Annotated in this window: 23 protein-coding genes and 1 pseudogene; 16 read left to right on the forward strand and 8 right to left on the reverse strand. The window is 71.9% G+C overall.

The features are described from left to right. Positions 1-210: 210 nt before the first annotated feature. Positions 211-807: a TetR family transcriptional regulator gene (locus tag O7614_RS08500; protein ID WP_278137922.1), complete on the reverse strand. Its 597-nt coding sequence runs from the start codon at positions 805-807 to the stop codon at positions 211-213. Between the two features lie 21 nt (positions 808-828). Next, positions 829-1,386 (reverse strand): hypothetical protein, encoded by a 558-nt coding sequence (locus O7614_RS08505; protein WP_278137923.1) that lies wholly within the window; start codon positions 1,384-1,386, stop codon positions 829-831. A gap of 69 nt (positions 1,387-1,455) precedes the next feature. Here O7614_RS08505 and proS point away from each other — a divergent pair, with 69 nt between their 5' ends. The 12 genes from proS to O7614_RS08565 all read left to right on the forward strand — a co-directional run bounded on the left by proS (position 1,456) and on the right by O7614_RS08565 (position 9,714). Beyond that, positions 1,456-2,862: a proline--tRNA ligase gene (proS, locus tag O7614_RS08510; RefSeq protein WP_278137924.1), complete on the forward strand. Its 1,407-nt coding sequence runs from the start codon at positions 1,456-1,458 to the stop codon at positions 2,860-2,862. Between the two features lie 99 nt (positions 2,863-2,961). Next, positions 2,962-3,582 (forward strand): DUF402 domain-containing protein, encoded by a 621-nt coding sequence (locus tag O7614_RS08515; protein ID WP_278142189.1) that lies wholly within the window; start codon positions 2,962-2,964, stop codon positions 3,580-3,582. Positions 3,583-3,811: 229 nt separating this feature from the next. Then, positions 3,812-4,279 carry a 30S ribosomal protein S16 gene (gene rpsP / locus O7614_RS08520; RefSeq protein ID WP_278137925.1) on the forward strand — a complete coding sequence of 156 codons (468 nt, stop codon included), beginning with the start codon at positions 3,812-3,814 and terminating at the stop codon, positions 4,277-4,279. Next, positions 4,254-4,514, forward strand: a complete 261-nt coding sequence (locus O7614_RS08525) for an RNA-binding protein (RefSeq protein ID WP_172862164.1) — start codon at positions 4,254-4,256, stop codon at positions 4,512-4,514. Before rpsP ends, O7614_RS08525 begins: the two co-directional genes overlap by 26 nt. Continuing rightward, the gene (gene rimM, locus O7614_RS08530; RefSeq protein ID WP_278137926.1) at positions 4,514-5,071 is read left to right on the forward strand and encodes a ribosome maturation factor RimM; all 558 of its coding nucleotides are present in this window, start codon (positions 4,514-4,516) and stop codon (positions 5,069-5,071) included. The genes O7614_RS08525 and rimM overlap by 1 nt, the downstream gene beginning before the upstream one ends. Positions 5,072-5,082: 11 nt before the next feature. Continuing rightward, the gene (gene trmD / locus O7614_RS08535) at positions 5,083-5,856 is read left to right on the forward strand and encodes a tRNA (guanosine(37)-N1)-methyltransferase TrmD (RefSeq protein ID WP_278137927.1); all 774 of its coding nucleotides are present in this window, start codon (positions 5,083-5,085) and stop codon (positions 5,854-5,856) included. A 143-nt stretch (positions 5,857-5,999) separates the two neighbouring features. Then, entirely contained in the window at positions 6,000-6,356 is a 357-nt protein-coding gene (gene rplS / locus O7614_RS08540; RefSeq protein ID WP_088991045.1) for a 50S ribosomal protein L19, read from the forward strand. 181 nt (positions 6,357-6,537) lie between these two features. Next, the gene (gene lepB / locus O7614_RS08545; protein ID WP_278137928.1) at positions 6,538-7,410 is read left to right on the forward strand and encodes a signal peptidase I; all 873 of its coding nucleotides are present in this window, start codon (positions 6,538-6,540) and stop codon (positions 7,408-7,410) included. A 10-nt stretch (positions 7,411-7,420) separates the two neighbouring features. Continuing rightward, on the forward strand, positions 7,421-8,056 hold the full coding sequence (lepB, locus tag O7614_RS08550; protein WP_278137929.1) for a signal peptidase I: 636 nt from the start codon (positions 7,421-7,423) through the stop codon (positions 8,054-8,056). A gap of 46 nt (positions 8,057-8,102) precedes the next feature. Beyond that, positions 8,103-8,588: an NUDIX domain-containing protein gene (locus O7614_RS08555; RefSeq protein ID WP_278137930.1), complete on the forward strand. Its 486-nt coding sequence runs from the start codon at positions 8,103-8,105 to the stop codon at positions 8,586-8,588. Further along, positions 8,582-9,394: a ribonuclease HII gene (locus O7614_RS08560; RefSeq protein WP_278137931.1), complete on the forward strand. Its 813-nt coding sequence runs from the start codon at positions 8,582-8,584 to the stop codon at positions 9,392-9,394. Before O7614_RS08555 ends, O7614_RS08560 begins: the two co-directional genes overlap by 7 nt. Next, entirely contained in the window at positions 9,391-9,714 is a 324-nt protein-coding gene (locus O7614_RS08565; protein WP_007075222.1) for a DUF2469 domain-containing protein, read from the forward strand. The genes O7614_RS08560 and O7614_RS08565 overlap by 4 nt, the downstream gene beginning before the upstream one ends. 80 nt (positions 9,715-9,794) lie before the next feature. Here the strand turns inward: O7614_RS08565 and O7614_RS08570 are convergent, their stop codons facing one another. Next, entirely contained in the window at positions 9,795-10,937 is a 1,143-nt protein-coding gene (locus O7614_RS08570; protein WP_278137932.1) for a sulfite oxidase, read from the reverse strand. A gap of 177 nt (positions 10,938-11,114) precedes the next feature. On the opposite strand from O7614_RS08570, the gene O7614_RS08575 reads away from it, so the two are divergent. Beyond that, on the forward strand, positions 11,115-11,561 hold the full coding sequence (locus O7614_RS08575) for a DUF4240 domain-containing protein (RefSeq protein ID WP_278142190.1): 447 nt from the start codon (positions 11,115-11,117) through the stop codon (positions 11,559-11,561). A gap of 142 nt (positions 11,562-11,703) precedes the next feature. Continuing rightward, the gene (locus O7614_RS08580; protein WP_278137933.1) at positions 11,704-12,405 is read left to right on the forward strand and encodes a M23 family metallopeptidase; all 702 of its coding nucleotides are present in this window, start codon (positions 11,704-11,706) and stop codon (positions 12,403-12,405) included. Here the strand turns inward: O7614_RS08580 and O7614_RS08585 are convergent. The 5 genes from O7614_RS08585 to O7614_RS08605 form a co-directional block, all read right to left on the reverse strand. Further along, positions 12,326-13,507 (reverse strand): aminotransferase class V-fold PLP-dependent enzyme, encoded by a 1,182-nt coding sequence (locus tag O7614_RS08585; RefSeq protein WP_278137934.1) that lies wholly within the window; start codon positions 13,505-13,507, stop codon positions 12,326-12,328. The genes O7614_RS08580 and O7614_RS08585 overlap by 80 nt on opposite strands. Positions 13,508-13,551: 44 nt before the next feature. Then, positions 13,552-14,574 (reverse strand): tyrosine recombinase XerC, encoded by a 1,023-nt coding sequence (locus O7614_RS08590; protein ID WP_278137935.1) that lies wholly within the window; start codon positions 14,572-14,574, stop codon positions 13,552-13,554. Positions 14,575-14,806: 232 nt separating this feature from the next. Further along, positions 14,807-16,012, reverse strand: coding sequence for a DNA-protecting protein DprA (locus O7614_RS08595; protein WP_278137936.1), 1,206 nt, complete (start codon positions 16,010-16,012; stop codon positions 14,807-14,809). Continuing rightward, on the reverse strand, positions 16,009-17,529 hold the full coding sequence (locus O7614_RS08600; RefSeq protein WP_278137937.1) for a YifB family Mg chelatase-like AAA ATPase: 1,521 nt from the start codon (positions 17,527-17,529) through the stop codon (positions 16,009-16,011). Before O7614_RS08600 ends, O7614_RS08595 begins: the two co-directional genes overlap by 4 nt. Before the next feature lie 32 nt (positions 17,530-17,561). Then, entirely contained in the window at positions 17,562-17,921 is a 360-nt protein-coding gene (locus O7614_RS08605; RefSeq protein ID WP_278137938.1) for a YraN family protein, read from the reverse strand. 310 nt (positions 17,922-18,231) lie between these two features. Here O7614_RS08605 and O7614_RS08610 point away from each other — a divergent pair. Both O7614_RS08610 and rpsB read left to right on the forward strand, forming a co-directional pair. Next, a pseudogene (locus O7614_RS08610) lies at positions 18,232-19,429 on the forward strand (hypothetical protein). 526 nt (positions 19,430-19,955) lie between these two features. Beyond that, the gene (rpsB, locus tag O7614_RS08615; protein WP_278137940.1) at positions 19,956-20,858 is read left to right on the forward strand and encodes a 30S ribosomal protein S2; all 903 of its coding nucleotides are present in this window, start codon (positions 19,956-19,958) and stop codon (positions 20,856-20,858) included. The last annotated feature ends 31 nt before the right edge of the window (positions 20,859-20,889 follow it).

A 20,889-nucleotide genomic window follows, 5' to 3' on the forward strand; every position in this document is an offset into this window, starting at 1 on the left:
CGCGCGCGGGCCGCGCTCCCGCGCGCGGGCCGCGCTCCCGCGCGCGGGCCGCGCTCCCGCGCGCGGGCCGCGCTCCCGCGCGCGGGCCGCGCTCCCGCGCGGGAGGTCGTCCCGGGTCCAGATCGCGCACGAACCAGGATGTAGTGGTGTCGGCGCGTCGGTGAGGCCACTACATCCTGGTTCGAGCGTGATCTTGGCGCGCGGGGCGGGTCAGTGGGGTGGGCGGGCGGCGGCGCTGAAGAGGTGGACGGCCAGGTCGGCGAGGGCTGTGGCGGTCTGGTCGATCGGGGAGCGGGGGAGCACGATGTGGCTCACCACCAGCCGGACGACCGCGTCGGCGGCGAAGGCCAACGCGGCCTGGTCCGCTCCGGGTAGGTGGTCGCCGGCCCAGTCGATCAGCGCGCCGGACGCCTCGGTGAGCACCACCTCGGCGCGGGTCGTGAGGTACGGAAGTAGCTCGTCCGAGCCGCCTCGGGCGCTGCTCAGGATGGCTTTGACCAGGGGGTTGTCCGCCGCGGTGGTGAGGGTGTGGGCGATCGCCGCGTATGCGCCGGCTCGCACGTCCGAGCCGTGTGTGAGCAGTGCGGCACGGACGTCGCCGACGAAGCGGTCCACCTCGCGCCGAGCCAGCGCCTCGGCCAGCCCGGCCTTGCTGCCGAACTCGTTGTAGACGGTCTGCCGACTCACCCCGGCGGCAGCCGCGACGGCGCCCATCCGGACACCGTCCCACCCGGTCGCGACGGTCAGTGCGCGGGCGGCGTCGACGATGCTGTCCCGCACCGGGGTGGCGGCCCTCTGCTCAGTCATGGTGGTCGAAGTGTAGGCGGTTCAGCGCACGTCGATCTGGTACTGCGCCTCGACCCGGAATCCCCCACCGTCGGTGCCACCGAAGCTCAGCTCGTGCTGACCGGGGGCGGGTGGTGGCACCAGCCCCCACAGGCCCCAGCAGGAGACCTGCACGGGCCACGGCCAGACGGTGACGACGTTGTTGAAGAAGCCGCGGACCGGGAACGACGTCGCCGAACCGGCTTCGCGCAGGGCGACTGCCACGCCGTCGAGCTGCGCGTGGCCGGTGGCGCCGTCCATGGGCTCCGCCGGTTCGGCCGTGCGGCCGACCTGCCACCAGCAGAAGGTCGGGAAGAACAGCGGCCGTCCGGCGGGAACCACGCACCGCCGTTGCGCAGCACCACCGAAGGTGCCCGCGAGGAACCACACGTCGGCGGGTTGGTGGTGCCCGGCGTGCCGACCTGACCGGTCGGCGATCGGATTGGCCGGCTGCCGGTGCCGGGCCACCCAGCGCACCCATCTGCTCGCGAGGTGGGCCAGCTCGTCGGGGTCGGGCTGGGGGTCGAAGACCGCTGGGGGGTGCGGATCGAGGGGGTTCATGACGGCAGATGCTAACGATGCCGCGCCCGACCACACTGCCCCGACGAGCGGCGCATAGGATGTGCGGTCATGGCACGCGTGCTCACTCCCCGTGCGGAGGATTTCCCCCGCTGGTACCAGGACCTGATCGCCAAGGCAAAGCTGGCCGACAACGGCCCGGTCCGCGGCACCATGGTCATCCGACCGGCCGGCTACGCGATCTGGGAGCGTATGCAGGCCGAGATGGACGCCCGGATCAAGGCGGCCGGCGCGGAGAACGCGTACTTCCCACTGTTCATCCCGGAGAGCTACCTCAAGCGCGAGGCCCAGCACGTCGAGGGCTTCTCACCGGAGCTGGCGGTGGTCACCCACGGTGGCGGCAAGCAGCTCGCCGAGCCGGTGGTGGTGCGTCCCACCAGCGAAACGGTCATCGGCGAGTTCATGGCCAAGTGGATCGACTCGTACCGGGACCTTCCGCTGCTGCTCAACCAGTGGGCGAACGTGGTCCGGTGGGAGCTTCGTCCGCGCATCTTCCTGCGTACCAGCGAGTTCCTCTGGCAGGAGGGGCACACCGCGCACGCCACCCGCGAGGACGCCCGGGCGTACGCGCGGCGGATCCTGCACGAGGCGTACGAGGACCTGATGGTCAACGTGATCGGCATTCCGGTGGTGGTCGGCCTCAAGACGGCCCGTGAGCGGTTCGCCGGGGCGACGGCCACGTACACCTGCGAAGGCATGATGGGCGACGGCAAGGCGCTCCAGTTGGGCACCAGCCACGAGCTGGGTCAGAACTTCGCGAAGGCGTTCGACATCAGCTACTCCGCCAAGGAGGGCGGCCGGGAGCACGCGTGGACCACCTCCTGGGGCACCTCCACCCGGATGCTGGGTGGCCTGATCATGGCGCACGGCGACGACAACGGTCTGCGCGTGCCGCCGAAGCTGGCCCCGATCCAGGCGTACATCATGATCGTCAAGGACGGCGAGGGCGTGGCGGAGGCGGCGGCCAAGCTGCGCGACGGCCTGCGTGACGCCGGTGTCCGGGTCGCGCTCGACGACCGGACCGACACCGCGTTCGGCCGCCGGGCCGTCGACGCCGAGCTGCGGGGCTATCCGGTACGCGTCGAGGTCGGCCCCCGCGACCTGGCCGTGGGCAACGCGACGGTGGTGCGTCGCACCGACGGGTCGAAGTCCCCGACGCCGGTGGCCGACGTGGTCGCCGCGGTGCTGGCGGCGCTGGAAACCGACCAGCAGGTGCTGCACGACCAGGCGCTGGCCAACCGCGAGTCGCGCACGGTGGAGGTTGCCACCCTGGCGGAGGCGATCGAGGCCGCCGCGACCGGCTGGGCCCGGGTGCCGTGGTCGGCGGTCGGTGTGGCCGGCGAGGCCGAGGCGAACGGCCAGGGCGTCACGGTGCGCTGCCTGCTGCGCGCCGACGGCTCGGTACCGGACTCCGAGGACGAGCCCGACCTGGTCGCCATCCTCGCCCGCGCCTACTGAGGCGCAAGGAAGGGCACCCTTTTAACGCCTGCGGTAGAGGAAGGGCCCCCTGCTAACAGCCCCGGAGGTGCTGCGGTGTTCGCGCCGGGTCGGTTGATCATGCATCGGAATGTGCGGCACGGTCGGATCGGATGGGTCCGGCCGGGCCGCGTGGTCAGCGACGACGAGCGGGGTCTGCTGGTGTGGATCGCCCGGGACTCGCCGGTGGCCCACGAGGTGACCGAGGCGGGTCTGGGCATGCGGGCGATGCCCTTCGCCCAGTGGATCTCGTCGTCGTACCGGTTGGCGCACGGGCGTTGGAACGGCCCGCCGCTGTTGAAGTTCCTGCCTACCGGGGCGGCGCACTCCGTCTGGTGGTTCCGCGACACGCAGGGCCGGTTCGCCCACTGGTACGTCAACCTGGAGGAGCCGGGCGTCCGCTGGGACGACGGCCCGGTGGCCGGCGTCGACGTGGTGGACCAGGACCTCGACGTGGTGGTCCGCCGGGACCTGAGCTGGGAGTGGAAGGACGAGGAGGAGTTCGTCGAGCGCCTTGCGTTTCCGGACGACTACTGGGTGACCGACGAGAAGGCGGTCCGGGCCGAGGGGGAGCGGGTGATCGCCCTCGCCGAGGCCGGCCAGTTCCCGTTCGACGGCACCTGGTGCGACTTCACACCCCCGTCAGACTGGGACGTACCGGATGAACTTCCGCCGGGATGGGACCGTCCGCCGGTGCGCTGAGGGGTGTCTCGCGTCACCGGTGCTGCGGTGTCCGGGTCCGATGCGTGCGATCGGCATCGCATCTGGCAGAATGGGTCGCTGGTATCCGGCGCGCGTCCGGCGCCCTCTAACCCGGGCGCGTCGCTAGTCCACCGAGTAGTCTCCGGCCCAACCCCACGGGTCCGGTCGGCGCTCACCCATGCACACCGCCCGTACGGGCCGGTGAGATCGCAACAGGAGCGAAACAACTGTGGCCGTAAAGATCCGGCTCCTGCGGATGGGCAAGATCCGCAACCCGCAGTACCGCATCGTCATCGCCGACTCGCGCACCAAGCGTGACGGTCGGGCGATCGAGTTCGTCGGGGTTTACCAGCCGAAGGAAGACCCTTCGATCATCGAGGTCAAGTCGGAGCGGGTCCAGTACTGGCTGTCCGTGGGCGCTCAGCCGAGCGAGGCGGTGCAGCGTCTGCTGGAGCTGACCGGTGACTGGCAGAAGTACAAGGGCCTGCCGGCCCCGCCGCCGCTGAAGGTCGCCGCCGAGCGGGCCGACCGCAAGGCGGCGTACGAGGCTGAGGCGAAGGCCGCCGCCGGGCTCGCCCCGGAGACCCCGGCCAAGCCGGCCAAGAAGGCCGCCAAGGCTGCTGAGGCTCCGGCCGAGGCGCCGAAGACCGAGGCTCCGGCCGAGGCCCCCGCTGCCGACGCCGGTGAGCAGGCCTGACATGCCTCTGCGTCCGGCGTTGGAGCACCTGGTCAAGGGCATCGTCGATCACCCGGACGACGTCCGGGTGCGGATGGTCGATTCCCGTCGGGGCAAGCGGCTCGAAGTCCGCGTGCACCCCGAGGACCTCGGCACGGTGATCGGGCGGTCCGGCCGGACCGCCAAGGCGCTGCGTCAGGTGATCGGCTCCATCGGCGGGCGCGGCGTGCGCGTCGACATCGTCGATTCGTACTGATGCAGCTCGTCGTCGGCAGGATCGGCAAGCCGCACGGTGTCCGCGGTGAGGTCACCGTGGAAGTGCGGACCGACGAGCCCGAAGCACGGTTCGCCCCCGGTGCAGTGCTGCGCACTGAACCGGGGGCGGTCCCGTCCCCGGTGCCCGCGAACGGGCCGGGCGTGCTGTTCCGGGTTCCGGCGGAGCTGACCATCGAGGAATCCCGCTTCCACCAGGGCCGGATGCTCGTCGCGTTCGAGGGCATCCTGGACCGCGACGCCGCCGAGGCGCTGCGCGGCACCCTGCTCGTGGTGGACAGCGCCGACGTGGCCCCGCCGGACGATCCGGAGGAGTTCCACGACCACCAGTTGGTGGGGTTGGCAGTGGTGACCCCGGCCGGCGAACGCCTGGGCGAGGTCGCCCGGATCGACCACGCCCCGTCCTCGGACCTGCTGGTGCTGCGGCGCCCCGAGGGGCGTACCGCGTTGATTCCGTTCGTCCGGGCGATCGTTCCCGAGGTCGACCTGGCCGGTGGACGTGTGATCGTCGACCCGCCGGCCGGCCTGCTCGATCTTTAGGGCCACCCCGCATGCGCGTCGACGTCGTGTCGATCTTTCCGGAGTACTTCGCCCCGCTGGACCTGTCGCTGATCGGACGGGCGCGGGCCAACGGCGTACTCCAACTCGCCGTGCACGACCTGCGGACCTGGACCCACGACGTGCACCGCACCGTCGACGACACCCCCTACGGCGGCGGGCCGGGGATGGTGATGCGCCCGGAGCCGTGGGGTGCGGCGCTGGACGCGCTCGCGCCGGCCGAGGCCACACCGCCCCGGTTGCTGGTGCCGTCGCCGGCCGGTGTCCCGTTCACCCAGGCCATGGCGTACGAGTTGGCCGCCGAGTCGCATCTGCTCTTCGCCTGCGGCCGGTACGAGGGCATCGACCAACGCGTGCTGGAACACGCTGCCACCCGGATGCCGGTGACCGAGGTCTCGCTCGGTGACTACGTGCTCTTCGGCGGCGAGGTCGCGGTGCTGGTGATGGTGGAGGCGGTCACCCGGTTGCTGCCGGGGGTGCTGGGCAACGCGGACTCGTTGGACGAGGAGTCGCACGCGCACGGGTTGCTGGAGGCGCCGATCTACACCAAGCCGCCGAGCTGGCGTGGGCACGACGTGCCGGAGGTGCTCCGCTCCGGAGACCACGGCAAGATCGCTCGTTGGCGCCGCGAGGAGGGTCTGCTGCGGACCGCCGCCCGTCGTCCCGACCTGCTGGCCGCGCTGCCCGCCGATCGGCTCGACAAACGGGACATCGCGGCCCTGGACCAGGCCGGATTTCAGCTGCCGCCGGGGGATGTGGCAAAGTAGGGGGGTTGCCGCATCCGTCCGCGCCCGCGGGCGGCTGCGAGGATCCCCGACCGGGGTCGGCTCGCCGACCACCACCCGGGGATCAGAATCACCCACCCGCGCACCGAGTGACGGTGCGCCGTGAGCCTTACGAGGACGCAGCGATGAACATCCTGGACGCCCTTGACGCCCAGTCGAAGCGGACCGACCTCCCCGACTTCCGGGCCGGTGACACCGTCAAGGTGCACGCCCGCGTCGTCGAGGGCAACCGGTCCCGTGTCCAGATCTTCCAGGGCGTCGTGATCCGCCGCCAGGGTGACGGTCTGCGCGAGACCTTCTCGGTCCGCAAGGTCAGCTTCGGTGTCGGTGTCGAGCGGACCTACCCGCTCAACGGCCCGGGCATCGACCGGATCGAGGTCGTGACCCGTGGCGCCGTGCGCCGCGCCAAGCTCTACTACCTGCGCGAGCTGCGCGGCAAGAAGGCCAAGATCAAGGAGAAGCGGGAGAAGCAGCCCAGCTGACTTCCCGCTCGCCACGCCGCCTGAGCTGCGCGTATGCCGTACCGACCAGACCGCACTACCCTGGTCGTACGGGCGCAGCGAGGCGGCGGCCCCGCCCTCGTGGCGGGCAGCCGTCCACTACCGCCCGTGGAGCCTCGTCGAGGCTCCCGGGCGGTAGTGCTTCTGTGGACCGGGGAGTGGCGTGGTGCAGACGCTTGACGAGGACGGCACCGTCGATCCGTGGCGCCGGCGGGCTCGCCGTACCCGCCGCCAGATGCCGCTCTGGCAGGAGCTTCCGCTGCTGCTGGTTGTCGCGTTCTGCCTCGCCGTGCTGATCCGCACGTTCCTGCTCCAGGCGTTCTTCATCCCGTCCGGTTCGATGGAGGACACCCTCCTCGTCGGGGACCGGGTTCTGGTCAACAAGGTCGTCTACGACGTTCGCGATCCGGTGCGCGGTGAGGTGGTGGTCTTCCGGGGCACCGACCGCTGGGCGCCGCAGGTCGACGAGCAGCCGGAGCCCGGCGTCGCCGGTCGACTCGCCCGCACCGTCGGCGACCTGGTCGGGGTGAGCCGCCCCGGTGAGAAGGACTTCATCAAGCGGGTGATCGGCCTGCCCGGTGACCGCGTCGCGTGCTGCGACAGTCAGGGGCGGGTGACCGTCAACGGCACTCCCCTCAACGAGCCGTACGTGCTGCGGGACTCCCCGCTGGACCTTCCGCCCAACCCGTCGGAGTGCCGCTCCCGGCGCTTCGACGAGGTCGTCGTACCGCCCGGTCAGCTCTTCGTGATGGGTGACCACCGCGAGGTGTCCCAGGACGCCCGTTGCCAGGGCCCGGTGCCGATCGACAACGTCGTCGGTCGGGCCTTCATGGTCGTCTGGCCGTCGTCGCGGTGGAACTCGTTGTCGGTGCCGTCGACGTTCGACGACGTGTCCGGGCCGGCCACGGCCTCCTCCGGCGCACCACCGGTGCGACCGACCCCGCAGGGCGATGTGCTGCTCATGCTCCCGGCGTTGGTAGCCGCACTGCGTGGTTCCCGCGCGTTCCGGACGGTGACGTCCAGCCCGGCAACGTAGGCTCCTTGGCGTGATTGACGAGCAGACCGACAAGCCGCGTAGCTCCTTCTGGAAGGAGCTGCCGATCCTGCTGGGTGTGGCGATCCTGGTTGCGGTGCTGGTCCGCGCCTTCGTGCTGCAGACCTTCTTCATCCCCTCCCCGTCCATGGAGAACACACTCAAGATCGATGACCGGGTGTTGGTCAACAAGCTGGTCTACGACTTCCGGTCGCCGCACCGCGGTGAGGTGATCGTGTTCAAGGCCCCCACCACGTGGAGCGGCAACCCCGACGGTGAGGACTTCATCAAGCGGGTGATCGGTGTCCCCGGTGACCACGTGGTGTGCTGCGACCCGCAGGAACGACTGATGATCAACGGCAAGTCGTTGGACGAGCCGTACATCTTCTCCATGGACGGGGTCCGCGACAAGCCCGCCGACCAGGAGTTCGACATCACCGTGCCGGAGGGTCGGCTGTGGGTGATGGGTGACCACCGTTCGGCCTCCGGTGACTCGCTGGAGCACTGGCAGCAGTCCGGGCAGAACATCACCGAGGCCACGATCCCCGAGGACGACGTGGTCGGGCGGGCGTTCACCGTCTTCTGGCCGGTCAACCGGGCCACCTGGCTGACCGTGCCCGACTCGTTCGACGGCATTCCCAAGCCGTAGACCACCGGGCGTGGGCGATCCGCCGTCGGTCTGGCAGGCTGGTGCGGTGACCGTCTACACCCCTCGACGCGCGGCCCGCGTGCTGCTCGTCGACGCGGCCGGTCGGGTCCTGCTGTTCGAGGGCTTCGACCCGGCCCGACCCGGGCATCGATACTGGTTCACCCCCGGTGGTGGGCTCGATCCGGCGGAGACCCCGGCGGCCGGCGCGGCGCGGGAGTTGGCCGAGGAGACCGGGCTGCGCCTCGACCCGACCGCGCTGGGTGAGGCGGTCTTCTCCGACATGACCGAGTTCACCTTCGACGGCAACTGGTACCGCCAGGAGCAGGACTTCTTCCTCCTTCGGGTGCAGTCCTGGCAGGTCGACACCACCGGCTTCAACGACATCGAGCAGCGCAGCATCGCCGACCACCGCTGGTGGCTCCCCGACGAGCTGGCGGCCAGCGGTGAACGGTTCTACCCGCCCGAGTTGCCGGCCCTGCTGGCCCGGCTGGGGCAGTGGACCGCCCCAACTCGGGACGAGGCGTCGTGCTGACCCCGCCGCGCACGGTCGTACGCCGGGAGGCCGGCCTCTACGCCCTGGAACGAGCGTTGCAGCGACGCGGGTTCCGGCACGTGGCCGGTGCCGACGAGGCGGGCCGTGGTGCGTGTGCCGGTCCACTGGTCGCCGCCGCGGCGGTGCTGCCCGAGGGGCGGCGCGGCGAGATCGACGGGCTGGCCGACTCGAAGCTGCTCACCCCGGCCAGTCGGGAACGGGTGTACGCGGAGGTCGTGGACCGCGCACTCGCGTACGCCGTGGTGGTCATCCCCGCCGACGAGGTCGACGCCCGGGGGCTGCACGTGTGCAACCTCGCGGCGATGCGCCGGGCGCTCGCCTCGCTCACCACCCGGCCGGAGTACGTGCTGACCGACGGCTTCGGCGTGGACGGGCTGGGCGTGCCCGGGCTGGCGGTGTGGAAGGGCGACCGGGTGGCCGCCTGCGTGGCGGCGGCCAGTGTGCTCGCCAAGGTCACCCGAGACCGGATCATGGTGGAGCTGGACGGGGTGTTCCCGGCGTACGGCTTCGCCGAGCACAAGGGCTACATCACCCCGGAGCACTCCGCGGCGTTGCGGGAGCACGGGCCGTGCCGGGAGCACCGGTTCTCGTACGTCAATGTCGCTGCGGTCTCCGGCCGCGACGGCCGGCCGCCGCGCGCCCGACGGCCCGGCGGCCACGCCTCGGAAGAGCCGATGGAGCGCTCCTGGGCGTCAGGGGGTACCGTCGGCGTGGCGTTGGGCGAGCAGCCTCGGCCTCCGGCGCCGGTGGGGGAAGATGTGGCCATGGAAGGCGGAGTGCGATGAGCGCGGAAGATCTCGAGAAGTACGAGACCGAGATGGAGCTGCAGCTCTACCGGGAGTACCGCGACATCGTCCGCCAATTCTCGTACGTGGTGGAGACGGAACGCCGGTTCTACCTGGCCAACCAGGTCGACCTGCACGTGCGCAACTCCGACGGCGAGGTCTACTTCGAGGTCGAGATGCACGACGCCTGGGTGTGGGACATGTACCGTCCCGCCCGCTTCGTGAAGAACGTCCGAGTGATGACTTTCAAGGACGTCAACGTCGAAGAGCTGGAGAAGCCCGACATCTCGCTGCCCGCCGACTCCGGCTTCGGCGGCTGAGCGACCTACCCGGCTTCGGCGGCTGAGCGCACGCGGCCGCAGCACGGGCCCCCCACCCGTGGTGCAGCACCGGCCGCCGATCACTCGGCCGGCACCACGACCTCGACCCGCTGCACCAGGTTGTTGGCGAAGCCGCCACGGTTCCACGGCTGCTCGACCGGCTGGGTCCGCCCGGACGCGTCGGTCGCCCGGGCACCCAGCACGTATCGGCCCGGGGCGGCGGTCCACTCGTACCGCCAGCGCCGCCAGGCGAAGTCACCGGCCGCCGCCGGGTCCAGCTCGGCCGGCGCCCAGCTCTCCCCACCGTCGGTGGTGACCTCCACCGACACCACCGGGGCGTGCCCGGACCAGGCCCGACCGTCGACCGTGCAGGCACCGGGGCGCAGCACGCGGCGGCGGGACATGAAGTCGGGGAAGCCTGGCGGGCGGACCAGCGCCCGCGGCTCGATCCGCGTCACCGGCACGCCCGGGTCGTCGGCGTCGCGGCGGACCCGGTAGGCCACCGCGTTCTGGTACCCCTGGAACGGCTCGGTCCGGACCTCGATCGAGTGCAGCCACTTCACGTGCGCCATGCCGTACCAGCCGGGCACGATCAGCCGCAGCGGAGCGCCGTGCTGTGGCAGCAGGGGAGCGCCGTTCATCTCGTACGCCAGCAGCACCTCCTCGCGCAGCGCGTCGGCGACCGGCAGCCCACGCTGGTAGTCCTGCTCGACCCCGCGCTCGACGCCGTGATCGGCGCCGGTGAAGACCACGTCGACAGCGTCCGGCCCGAGGCCCGCCTCCCGCAGCAGCGGAGCGAGGGGCGTGCCGGTCCACTCGGCGTTGCCGACGGCCTCGACCAGCCACGGCTGGCTCACCGGCCGGGGGTGCAGCAGGGCCCGGCCGTTACCGGCGCACTCCAGCGTCACCTGCCGGGTGACCCGTGGCCGCTCCCGCAGGTCGGCGAGGGTCACCGTCAGCGGCCGGTCCACCGCGCCGCCGATGGTCAGCGCGTGCGTCGCCGCGTCGACCTCCGGGATGTCGTAGTGGATCAGCAGGTAGTGCAGCCCGGCGGGCGTGACGTCGTAGCGCAGCGCCTCCAACGGGATGCCGTGGTTGCGGGCAGCGAGCTGCAACTCCTCGGCGCTGATCGCCTCGTCCGGATGCGCGAGCCGGGACGGGCCGCTCACGTCGGCCACCGCCGGCCCGGTGGAGGAGGACGTCCGGTCATCGAGAGTGGTCATGCGGGCCTCCCCGGTGCAGACGGCGGCACCCGCCGTACGCGGCCCAGCCTAGGCCCTCCCGGGCTGCGGGGCGGCGCGCGGTCGAACTGCTTTGGACCCGAAGACGGCACCGGAGGTACGGCGGCGTGGGGTCAGCGGGCTGGTACCGGTTCGGCCGAGCGATCATTGCGGGTTGTGATGATTGCGGATGAGGAATTCTGGCGGCTCGTCGCGGTGTTGGGCGGTCGGCCCGAGGTGCAGGACGACCGGCCGTACGAGCGGTTGACCGCCGTGCTGGCGGAAGAGCCGGTGGAGCGGATCATCGGCTTCGCCGAGACGCTCGCGTTCAAGCTCTACGAACTGGACCGTCGGGTGCTCGCTCGGGCAGTTCCACCGGGCGGCGACCAGCTGACTGAGGACGGCTTCCTGTACGCGCGCTGCGCGGTGGTGGTGGCGGGACCGGCGGCCTTCGATGCCGTGCTGGCCGATCCGGCAGCGTTCGGGCGCTTCACGACCGTCGAGGCCGCTCATGCGGAATCGATTCTCGACGTCGCGTCCAACGCATACCAGACAATGACCGGCAAGGAGTGGGAGCACGTCGAGGAGTACGACTACGAGACCGGGTCCAATGAGCAGTGGTGGTGACCTGGTCCGGTAGGCGTCGGGCCAGTGTCCGGGCATAGCAGATCATCGAGGACGTTGGGTGGTCGTCCACAGCACGCCCCGTTGTCCACAGACCGGTCGGCCGGGCTGGCAGACGGCCCGGTGTTGGCTGCAGGCTGCCATCATGCGTCCGCCGTCCACCCCTTCGATCCGCCGTACGCTGCTGCTCTGCGCCGCGCTTCCGCTCGCGCTGACCGTGCAACTCTGCGGGCTGGCGGTGTTGGTCGCGGTGGTACCCGGCCAACCACCGACGCCGACCGTCCCGGTCGCGGCCCTGGCGGTGCCGGTGGCGGGCCCAGCGCCCACCGGGCGATTCCGCTGGCCGGTCGACGGGCCACCTCGTCCGGTACGCCGATTCGACCCGCCACCCCGGCCGTGGCTGTCCGGTCACCGGGGCGTCGACCTGGCCGCGCCGGCCGGAGCGGTGATCCGCAGCGCCGGTCCGGGCACCGTCCTCTTCGCCGGTATGGTGGCCGGGCGACCGGTCATCACCGTGGGGCACGCCGACGGGCTGCGGACCACCCACGAGCCGGTCCGACCCGCCGTACGTCCTGGCCAGCAGGTCACCGCCGGCACCCCGCTGGGCGAGCTGCTACCCGGCCACCCGGGTTGCCCGGCCGAGGCGTGCCTGCACTGGGGCCTGCGCCGGGGCACGGACTATCTGGACCCGCTGGCACTGCTCGGCCTCGGCCCGGTGCGTCTGGTCCCTGTCGGTCCGCTTCCGGTGTCTGCTCCCGGTCGTCCGGTCAACGCTGGGCGAGCAGTGCCGGCAGCCGTGCGCCCAGCCGCTCGTACTCGTCGGCGGTGTTGTAGACCTGACCGGTGAGCCGCAGCCACCCCCGGCCGTTCCAGCTCATCACCGCCACCTCGGCGGCGAGCCGTTCACCGATGCGCGCCTGCAACGCCCGAGCGGCGTCGATCGTGGTGCCAGCGCCGGGCGGCAGCGGGATGAGACGCATGGCCACCCCCGGTCCGCCGGGGTCGGGCAGATCGCCGGGGGCCACCCCCAGGGCGTCCGCCACCACCCGCTGGCCGTACGCGGCGAGCGCGGCGTTGTGCGCCCGTACCCGGTCGACGCCGAGACTGCGCAGCGTGAACAGGCCCGCCGGCGCGGCCAGCCAGGACGTGTAGTCGAGGGTCGCCTGCCACTCGAGCCGGGCCGGGAAGCCCGACTCCTGCTCCCAGGAGACCACCAGCGGCTCGATCCGGTCCCGCCACTGCGGTGCCACCGCCAGCAGGGCGGTCCCGCGCGGGGCGTACGCCCACTTGTGCAGGTTGCCCACCCAGAAGTCGGCGCCGATGCTGGCCACCGTCGTCGCCAGCATTCCCGGGGCGTGTGCGGCGTCGACCAGGACCGGTATGCCGTGTTCGCGGGCCACCCCGACGATCGCGGCGGTCGGGAAGAGCTTGGCCGTGGCCGAGGTGAGCTGGTCGACGACGAGTAGTCGGGTCCGGCCGGGTCGCAGGCCGTCGCGGACGATCTGCACGAGCTGCTCGTCGGTCGCGGCCAGTGGAATCGGCAGGACCCGGCTGACCGCCCCGGTACGGCGGCACTCACGCTGGATGGCCAGGCTCACCGCCCCGTACCCGTGGTCGGTGCTGAGCACCTCGTCGCCGGGCCGCAGGCCCATCGACTGGAGCACCACGGCGACGCCGGTCGTGGTGTTGCCCACCAGGGCGCTGCCGTCCGGGTCGGCACCCAGGAACCCGGCGAGGTGCCGGCGGGTGTGCGCGATCCGCTCGACCAGCCCCTGGGTGAAGAAGCGCAGCGGGTTGGACTCCATCTCGTCACGCAGCCGCTGCTGGGCTCGCTGCACCCCGATCGGGACCGCGCCGAACGAGCCGTGGTTGAGATGGCTGACCGCCGGGTCCAGGGAGAAGAGCAGGCGGGCGCCCGGGATCGGCTCAGGGGGCTGCGGGACGCTCACTTGATGATCGTAACCGCCGGGGCCCCCGGACCTGCGGCCCTTGATCAGGCGCGCGGGTGGGCCTGACGGTACGCGGCGCGCAGCCGCTCCACCGACACGTGTGTGTAGATCTGCGTGCTGGCCAACGACGAGTGACCGAGCAGCTCCTGCACGGCGCGCAGGTCCGCACCACCCTCCAGCAGGTGGGTGGCCGCCGAGTGGCGTAGACCGTGCGGGCTCGTCCGGGGTAGGCCGGCGGCCTCGGCGTACGCACCGACGATCTGACGCGCGGTCGTCGGATTGAGCCGACCACCACGGGCACCCAGCAGCAGCGCGTCCCCGGAGTGCGCGCCCATCAGCGCCGGCCGGCCCCGGCGTAACCAGTCGTCCAACGCCCGCTGGGCGGGCACCCCGTACGGCACCGAGCGTTCCCGTCCGCCCTTGCCGAGCACCCGGATCACCCGTCGGCCGTGGTCGACGTCAGCGACGTCCAACCCGCACGCCTCACTGACCCGTACGCCGGTGGCGTAGAGCAGCTCCAGCAGCACCCGGTCCCGCAATGGCACCGCGGTTTCCGTCGGGGCGCCCGCCGCGTCTGTGGGTGCTGGATCTGTGTGTTCTTGGTGTGCTTGGGGTGGGTCGGTGGTGGGCGTCGCGCGACGGGCCGGGGCCTCGACCAACGCGGCTGCCTGGTCGGCGCGCAGCACGCCGGGCAACTCCCGGTGTGCACGTGGGCTGGCCAGTGCCGCACCGACGTCGACGGCTAGCAGCCCGGCTCGGTGCGCCCAGGCGCTGAACGCCCGTGCCGACGCGGCCCGCCGCGCCAACGACGTGCGTGCCGCGCCCGTGGTGCGCTGCCGCGCCAGCCAACTGCGCAACACCGACAGGTCCAGGTCGGCCAGGTCGACGCAGCCCATCCGTACCGCATGGTCGAGCAACGAGACCAGATCGGTGACGTACGCGCGGACGGTGTGCGTCGAGCGGTTCCGCACCCGGGACAGGTGCTCGGCGAAGTCGTCGACGGCATCCCGCAACGCCGGCGGTAGTGCCTGGTGCATGGCCCGGGTGCTCCGGTCGGGCCGGCTCATCGCGGACGCGCCGGTTCGTCGGCCCCGGCGCCCTCACTGGCAGCTGACACGCCCTCAGCCTACGGCCGATGGGTGCTAGCTGCGGTTGCTCCTCTTGACCAGGAACACGACCAGGCCCACAACGAGCACAGCGGTCGTGACGAGACAGCACAGGATGGTGACATGCCACGGCTTGATCGCACCCATGACCACGCACCGTACCGGTAACACCAGCTGTCGGGTGCCCCGTCATTCAGCGTGCGGTGACGCCTACGTTTCCGGGTTTCGGTGCTACCTGCGCACGGAGGGCGTAGCCGTCGTCACGACGGACCACCATGGACAGCTCCTCGAGCAGGGACAGCTTGCGCATCGCGGTGCGAACGTCGAGGCCGGCGCGGGCGGCGAGCGCGTCGACACCTCGGGCACCCCGGCGGGGCATCGCCTCCAGCAGTGACCGCGCGTCGTCGTCGAGCGCGTCGGCGGGCCGTTGTGGGCCACGCGCCGGCGGGGCCAGGTCGGCGCCGATCCGGCCCACCTCCTCGAGCACGTGTGCCACGCCGGTGACCAGCCGCGTCTTGGGGTTGTCGCGGAGGAACTCGTGCGCGCCGACGGACATCGCCGAGGTCACCGGCCCGGGCACCACCATGGCTACCCGATTGGTGTAGACGGCTCGGCGCGCGGTCTGGGTCGCGCCACTGCGCGCCGACGCCTCCACCAGGACCGTGCCCAGGGTGCCTGCGGCGATCACCCGATTGCGGATCAGGAACCGGGGCCGCAGCGGCTCGGCACCGGGCGGCCACTCGCTGACCAGCAGCCCGGTGTCGGCGATCCGGTCGAAGAGCGCGGCGTTTCCCATCGGGTACGGTCGGTCCAGTCCACAGGCGAGCACCGCGACGGTCAAACCGCCCGCGTTGAGGGCTCCCCGGTGGGCGGCGGCGTCGATGCCGAACGCGCCACCCGACACGACTGTCCAGTCCCGCTCGGCCAGCCCGTATCCCAGCTCGGTCGCGACGTGCTGGCCATACCCGGTGGCCGCCCGCGCCCCGACCACGGCCACCGAACGATCCAGGGCCTCGCCCAGCGGCCAGCCTCCACGTACCCAGAAGCAGAGCGGTGGTGCGGTCTCCAGGTCCACCCGTCGGGTGACGTCCGGCAGACGTAGCGTGGCCAGAGCGGCAACCCGGGCCGGCCACTCCTCGTCGTCCGGCGTGACCAGTCGGGCACCGAGCCGGTCGGCGCGCTCCAGCGCCTCGGCCGCCACCGCCCGGGCGTCGCCGCCCGCCAACCGGGCGGCCACCGTGCTGTGCAGCCAGCCGTCCGGGCTGCCCCCGTCGAGCAGCAGATCGAGGGTCGCCACCGGCCCGAGCCGTTCGACCAGCCGGTACACCACGCGGGTGCCCGGCTCGGCCAGCCAGGTCAGCGCGACCCGGGCCAACCTGCGCTCGTCGTCGGCACTCACATCGCTTCTCCCGTCCTGAGTTGGATCGCTTCCCGCACATCGTCCTGATCTGGCCGGTCTCGGCCGTCCAGGTCGGTGATGGTCCAGGCCATCCGGATCACTCGATCGAAGCCGCGTGCCGACAGTGAGCCGGAGTCGAGTCGGCCGCGCAGTTCGGCGGTGACCCGGGCGGGCAGCCGCCACGGCGGTCGACGTAGATACGGGCCGTCCACCTCGGCGTTGAGCCTCCGACCGAGGTCGGCCCAGCGGGTCGCCGCCGCCTGTCGGGCCGCCGCCACCCGCGCGGCGACCGTCGCCGAGGGTTCAACATCACCGTGGGGTGCCATCAACTCCGCCGCCCGCACCGGCATCAGCCGCACCTGCACGTCGATCCGGTCGAGCAGTGGCCCGGAGAGCCGGCCGAGGTATCGGCGACGGACCAACGCGGTGCACTCGCAATGTGAGTCGCCGGCCGGTTTCGCGCAAGGGCAAGGGTTGGCGGCCAAGACCAACTGGGTCCGGGCCGGGTAGACAGTGCCGCCCCCGCTCCGGCTCAGCTGGATACGACCGTGCTCCAGGGGTTGGCGCAGCGCCTCCAACGCGCCCTTGCTGAACTCGGGAGCTTCGTCCAAAAACAAGACCCCACGGTGGGCCAGCGACACCGCGCCGGGCCGGGCCAGCCCAGAGCCACCGCCGACCAGCGAGGGCACGGTCGCGGTGTGGTGCGGCGCCTGGAACGGCGGGCGTCGCAGCAACCGGCCGCCCGGCGGCAGCAGCCCAGCGACCGAGTGCAGTGCGGTCACCTCCAGCGCCGCGTCGTCGTCCAGCTCGGGCAGGATCGACGGCAGTCGTTCGGCGAGCATCGTCTTGCCGGCACCCGGAGGGCCGAGCAGGGCCACGTGGTGCCCACCGGCGGCGGCCACCTCCAACGCGCGCCGACCCAGCTGCTGCCCGGCGACCTCGGCGAGATCCGGTCCACCGACGACTGGCGTCGGTTCGGCCTCCGGCGGCTCGATCAGCGGGGTGCCGTCGCGGACGAAGGCGACCAGCCGGTGCAGGTGGTCCACCGCTCGCACCCGTACCCCTGGGATGACCGCGGCCTCGGCGGCGTTGCCGACCGGGACGATCACCCGCTCGACGCCGGCCCGGGCCGCGGCCGCGACCATCGGGAGCACGCCGCGCACCGGCCGGACCGTCCCGTCGAGCCCCAACTCGCCGAGGACCACCACACCCTCCAGCGGGAGCAGCGGCAGCTCACCCGAGCCGCCCAGCAGAGCTGCGGCGATGGCGAGGTCGAAGGCCGAGCCGAACTTCGGCAGCGTGGCGGGCAGCAGGTTGAGGGTGATCCGCCGGTTGGGCCAGCGTTGGCCGGAGTTGACCACGGCGGCGCGGACGCGGTCGCGGGCTTCGTGCAAGGCGGTGTCCGGCAGGCCGGAGATCACCACTGCCGGCAGACCGGCGGCCAGGTCGGCCTCCACCTCGACCAGGTGGCCGGTCACCCCGACCAGACCCACACAGAGCACCTTCGCGTAGCTCATGACGCCGTCACCGATCCTTCGGAATACGCATCTCAGAACGCGCCCTTGAGGTGGTCGACCTGTGCCGGGCCGGACTCCGGCAGCCGCACCGACAGCACGTCGAACCGCACCTCCTCGGCGGTCGTGCCGGTCTCGGTCAGCCAGCGCGCGGCGAGCCCTCGCAGCCGGCGGGCCTTGGCCGGCACGACCGCCTCGGCCGGCGTGCCGAAGTCGTCGCTCCGGCGGGTCTTCACCTCGCAGAAGGCAAGCACCGGCCCGTCCCAGGCGATGATGTCGATCTCTCCGGCCGGGCAGCGCCAGTTCTGGGCGACAGGGCGCAGCCCTGCCTCGGTCAGGTGCCGAACGGCGCACCGCTCCCCGTACGCGCCGACTGCCTGGTTCCGCTTCGTCATGGAGGCACGGTGCCCGCCGAAGTGCGAGCGCCGCGACCTCGCCAACAGCAGATCTGTGGACAACCAGTGACCTGTGGACAACCGGACGATCAAGCCCGCGCCGTGCTAGGAAGCCATGGCCTGGCGACTCACCGCCGCCAGCCGCCTCATGATCAAGTGATGGAAAGTAGGTCCCAGGACGGCTGTGGACCTACTTTTCATCACCTGATCAACGTTGATGGTGGGCGCGAGGGCGGCCCCGGCGCGTCTCCACCGGCTTCCGTCCGATCGCGCTGGCCGCCGCGCTGGCCGCCGCACGGGTCGGGCCGAAATGGCGCGGGCGTGGCCGGTCGCATACGGTGCCTGACGTGGACGGACGACGGAGTTATCCGGAAGATCAGGAGCCGCGCTGGTACCCGGATGAGCGGGGTCGCGGTTATGGCGAGTCGGAGTGGCGCGGCGCGGGCGAACCGCGGTACCGGGACAACGACGTTCCCGGGCAGCGTGGCCCCGACGAGAGCCACTCCGTCGAGGACACCGGGGTCGGCCGACGCCGCGAGCCGGACTCCGGACGCTTGGGCGCCGTGGACGCGGGCCGCTTCGGCGGTGCGGCGGAATCCGATTCGGGGCGGCTGACCGCGGTGGACACCGGTCGTTTCGGCGGTGTGCCTGAGCCGGACTCAGGTCGCTTTGGCACCGCGGACGCCCAGTCTGGCCGGTTCGGCGCGAGCGAGCCCGACTCGGGCCGGTTCGGCGCGGTCGACCCGGTCGGGGACGCTCGGCCGGAGACCGACGGATACCGGGCAGCCCGGTCGCGGCGGGCTGACCGGGACCCCTCGGAGACCTCTGGCGAGTTGCCCGGTCGGTGGGCCGCCCGGGAGGCGGCCGGGACGGGAGCCCCGCTCACCGTCCGGGACCCCTCGGAGACCTCTGGCGAGTTGCCCGGTCGGTGGGCCGCCCGGGAGGCAGCCGGGACTGACGCACCGCTGACCGTCGCTCGCGAGGAGATCGGCCGTTCGTCGACGCCGGTAGGTGAGACCCCGGCCGGCGCTGTCGCCGACCAGGCTCGTCCCGCCCCGCTCGGCGGGTATCCGATCATCGAGCCCACCCGTGGCGGTGGCGAGACTCCGCATCCGCTGGAGATGCCGACCGGACCGATGCCGGGGATCGGTCCCCGCCCCGACCTGCCCACCGGCGAGCCGCCGGTGTATCCGCCGGCCGCTGACGGCGTCTACCGGACCCGTCGGCCGGTGTTGGCCGTACTCTTCGCGCTGCTGGTGTTGATCTTCGAGGCACCCGCGCTGCGGGTGCTGCTCGCGGGCGTGACCGGCGATCCGGTGGACGCCGGGAACGTCGTGGTGGGGATCGCCCTGGTCGCCGCGCTGCCGATCTTCGGGATCGGACTCTACGGGCTCCGAACCGGAGGTCTGGCGCTTTCCGACACCGGCCGGGGCTGGCTGCGCCCACCGACGGCCTACCTGACCGTCGGCCTGGTGCTCTTCATCGCCGCCGCGCTCGCCGCTGGCTGACCGGCCGCGCTCGCCGGTGGCTGACCGGCCGAGGATTCGCGCAACAACCAGGAAATAGTGGCCTCCGCGTCGTTGGAAGCCACTATTTCCATGAACTAGCGCGATCGGGTAGCAAGCGGGCGAGCGGCCAAGCGCCAAGCCGGGCGGGCGACCAGGGCGAGCGAGCGGCAAGGGGCAAGGCGCACGGGGCACGGCGAAGGCGCACGGGGCACGGGGCAAGGCGCACGGGCCAACGGCCAACGGGCCAGGGAGAGCGAGCGATCAGGCGGGAGCCACCGAGCCGGGGAACGGGAAGCGACGGCGCAGCGCACCCCGGGGCGGCTGAACGGGTGAGGGGCGTACACTGGCCAACTGGCGACCGCCTCGTGCGGTCGACCTCGCGCGCCCTCTTCACGAAATCGTCGTGGAGCGACGGCCTCCCTGGTCCCGATCTTGATCGGGCCCACCATGGGTCGGCGACCAGGCGCCAGGACGCCCGGCCACCGGCCGGGCGTGACAACCAGGGATCCAGAGGAGTACCCCAACCATGGCCGTCGTGACCATGCGCCAGCTGCTGGAGAGCGGTGTCCACTTCGGGCACCAGACCCGGCGCTGGAACCCCAAGATGAAGCGCTTCATCATGACCGAGCGCAACGGCATCTACATCATCGACCTGCGCCAGACCCTCGACTACATCGAGAAGGCGTACGAGTTCGTGCGTGGGACCGTCGCCGAGGGCGGCAGCATCCTGTTCGTCGGCACCAAGAAGCAGGCTCAGGAAGCGATCGCCGAGCAGGCGACCCGGGTCGGCCAGCCGTACGTCAACCACCGCTGGCTCGGTGGCATGCTGACCAACTTCCAGACCGTTTACAAGCGGCTCCAGCGGATGAAGGAGCTGGAGGGCCTGGGTGACCTCAGCGGCACCGCCGCCGGTTACACCAAGAAGGAGACCCTGCAGCTCTCCCGCGAGAAGATCAAGCTGACCCGCACCCTCGGTGGTCTGCGGGACATGCAGAAGCTTCCCGCCGCGGTCTGGATCGTCGACACCAAGAAGGAGCACATCGCCGTCGACGAGGCCCGCAAGCTGGGCATCCCGGTGATCGCGGTGCTGGACACCAACTGCGACCCGGACGAGGTCGACTTCCCGATCCCGGGTAACGACGACGCGATCCGTTCGGCCGAGCTGCTGACCAAGGTCGTCGCCGCCGCCGTCGCGGATGGTCTGATCGCGCGTTCCGGCCGTCGCCGGGGCAACGACGAGAAGCCCGAGGGTGTGGCGAGCGACGAGCCGCTGACCGAGTGGGAGCGCGAGCTGCTCGAGCCGAAGAAGGCCGACGAGTCGGCCGCCCCGGCCGAGCAGCCCGCCGCTGCCGCCGCCGAGCAGCCCGCCACCCCGGAGCAGCCGGCGCAGGCCGCCACCGAGCAGCCGGCGGCCGCTACCGCGGAGTGATCGCACCGTCGCTGCCCCACTGTCCGTTTCT

Source organism: Micromonospora sp. WMMD961 (assembly GCF_029626145.1).
Taxonomy (GTDB): Bacteria; Actinomycetota; Actinomycetes; order Mycobacteriales; family Micromonosporaceae; genus Micromonospora.

Excerpts from the sequence above, each read along its gene's own strand:
- O7614_RS08500 (WP_278137922.1), bottom strand. The coding sequence starts at position 807 with ATGACTGAGCAGAGGGCCGCCACCCCGGTGCGGGACAGCATCGTCGAC.
- O7614_RS08505 (WP_278137923.1), bottom strand. The coding sequence starts at position 1,386 with ATGAACCCCCTCGATCCGCACCCCCCAGCGGTCTTCGACCCCCAGCCC.
- proS (WP_278137924.1), top strand. The coding sequence starts at position 1,456 with ATGGCACGCGTGCTCACTCCCCGTGCGGAGGATTTCCCCCGCTGGTAC.
- O7614_RS08515 (WP_278142189.1), top strand. The coding sequence starts at position 2,962 with ATGCATCGGAATGTGCGGCACGGTCGGATCGGATGGGTCCGGCCGGGC.
- rimM (WP_278137926.1), top strand. The coding sequence starts at position 4,514 with ATGCAGCTCGTCGTCGGCAGGATCGGCAAGCCGCACGGTGTCCGCGGT.
- trmD (WP_278137927.1), top strand. The coding sequence starts at position 5,083 with ATGCGCGTCGACGTCGTGTCGATCTTTCCGGAGTACTTCGCCCCGCTG.
- rplS (WP_088991045.1), top strand. The coding sequence starts at position 6,000 with ATGAACATCCTGGACGCCCTTGACGCCCAGTCGAAGCGGACCGACCTC.
- O7614_RS08565 (WP_007075222.1), top strand. The coding sequence starts at position 9,391 with ATGAGCGCGGAAGATCTCGAGAAGTACGAGACCGAGATGGAGCTGCAG.
- O7614_RS08570 (WP_278137932.1), bottom strand. The coding sequence starts at position 10,937 with ATGACCACTCTCGATGACCGGACGTCCTCCTCCACCGGGCCGGCGGTG.
- O7614_RS08575 (WP_278142190.1), top strand. The coding sequence starts at position 11,115 with ATGATTGCGGATGAGGAATTCTGGCGGCTCGTCGCGGTGTTGGGCGGT.
- O7614_RS08580 (WP_278137933.1), top strand. The coding sequence starts at position 11,704 with ATGCGTCCGCCGTCCACCCCTTCGATCCGCCGTACGCTGCTGCTCTGC.
- O7614_RS08590 (WP_278137935.1), bottom strand. The coding sequence starts at position 14,574 with ATGAGCCGGCCCGACCGGAGCACCCGGGCCATGCACCAGGCACTACCG.
- O7614_RS08600 (WP_278137937.1), bottom strand. The coding sequence starts at position 17,529 with ATGAGCTACGCGAAGGTGCTCTGTGTGGGTCTGGTCGGGGTGACCGGC.
- O7614_RS08605 (WP_278137938.1), bottom strand. The coding sequence starts at position 17,921 with ATGACGAAGCGGAACCAGGCAGTCGGCGCGTACGGGGAGCGGTGCGCC.
- rpsB (WP_278137940.1), top strand. The coding sequence starts at position 19,956 with ATGGCCGTCGTGACCATGCGCCAGCTGCTGGAGAGCGGTGTCCACTTC.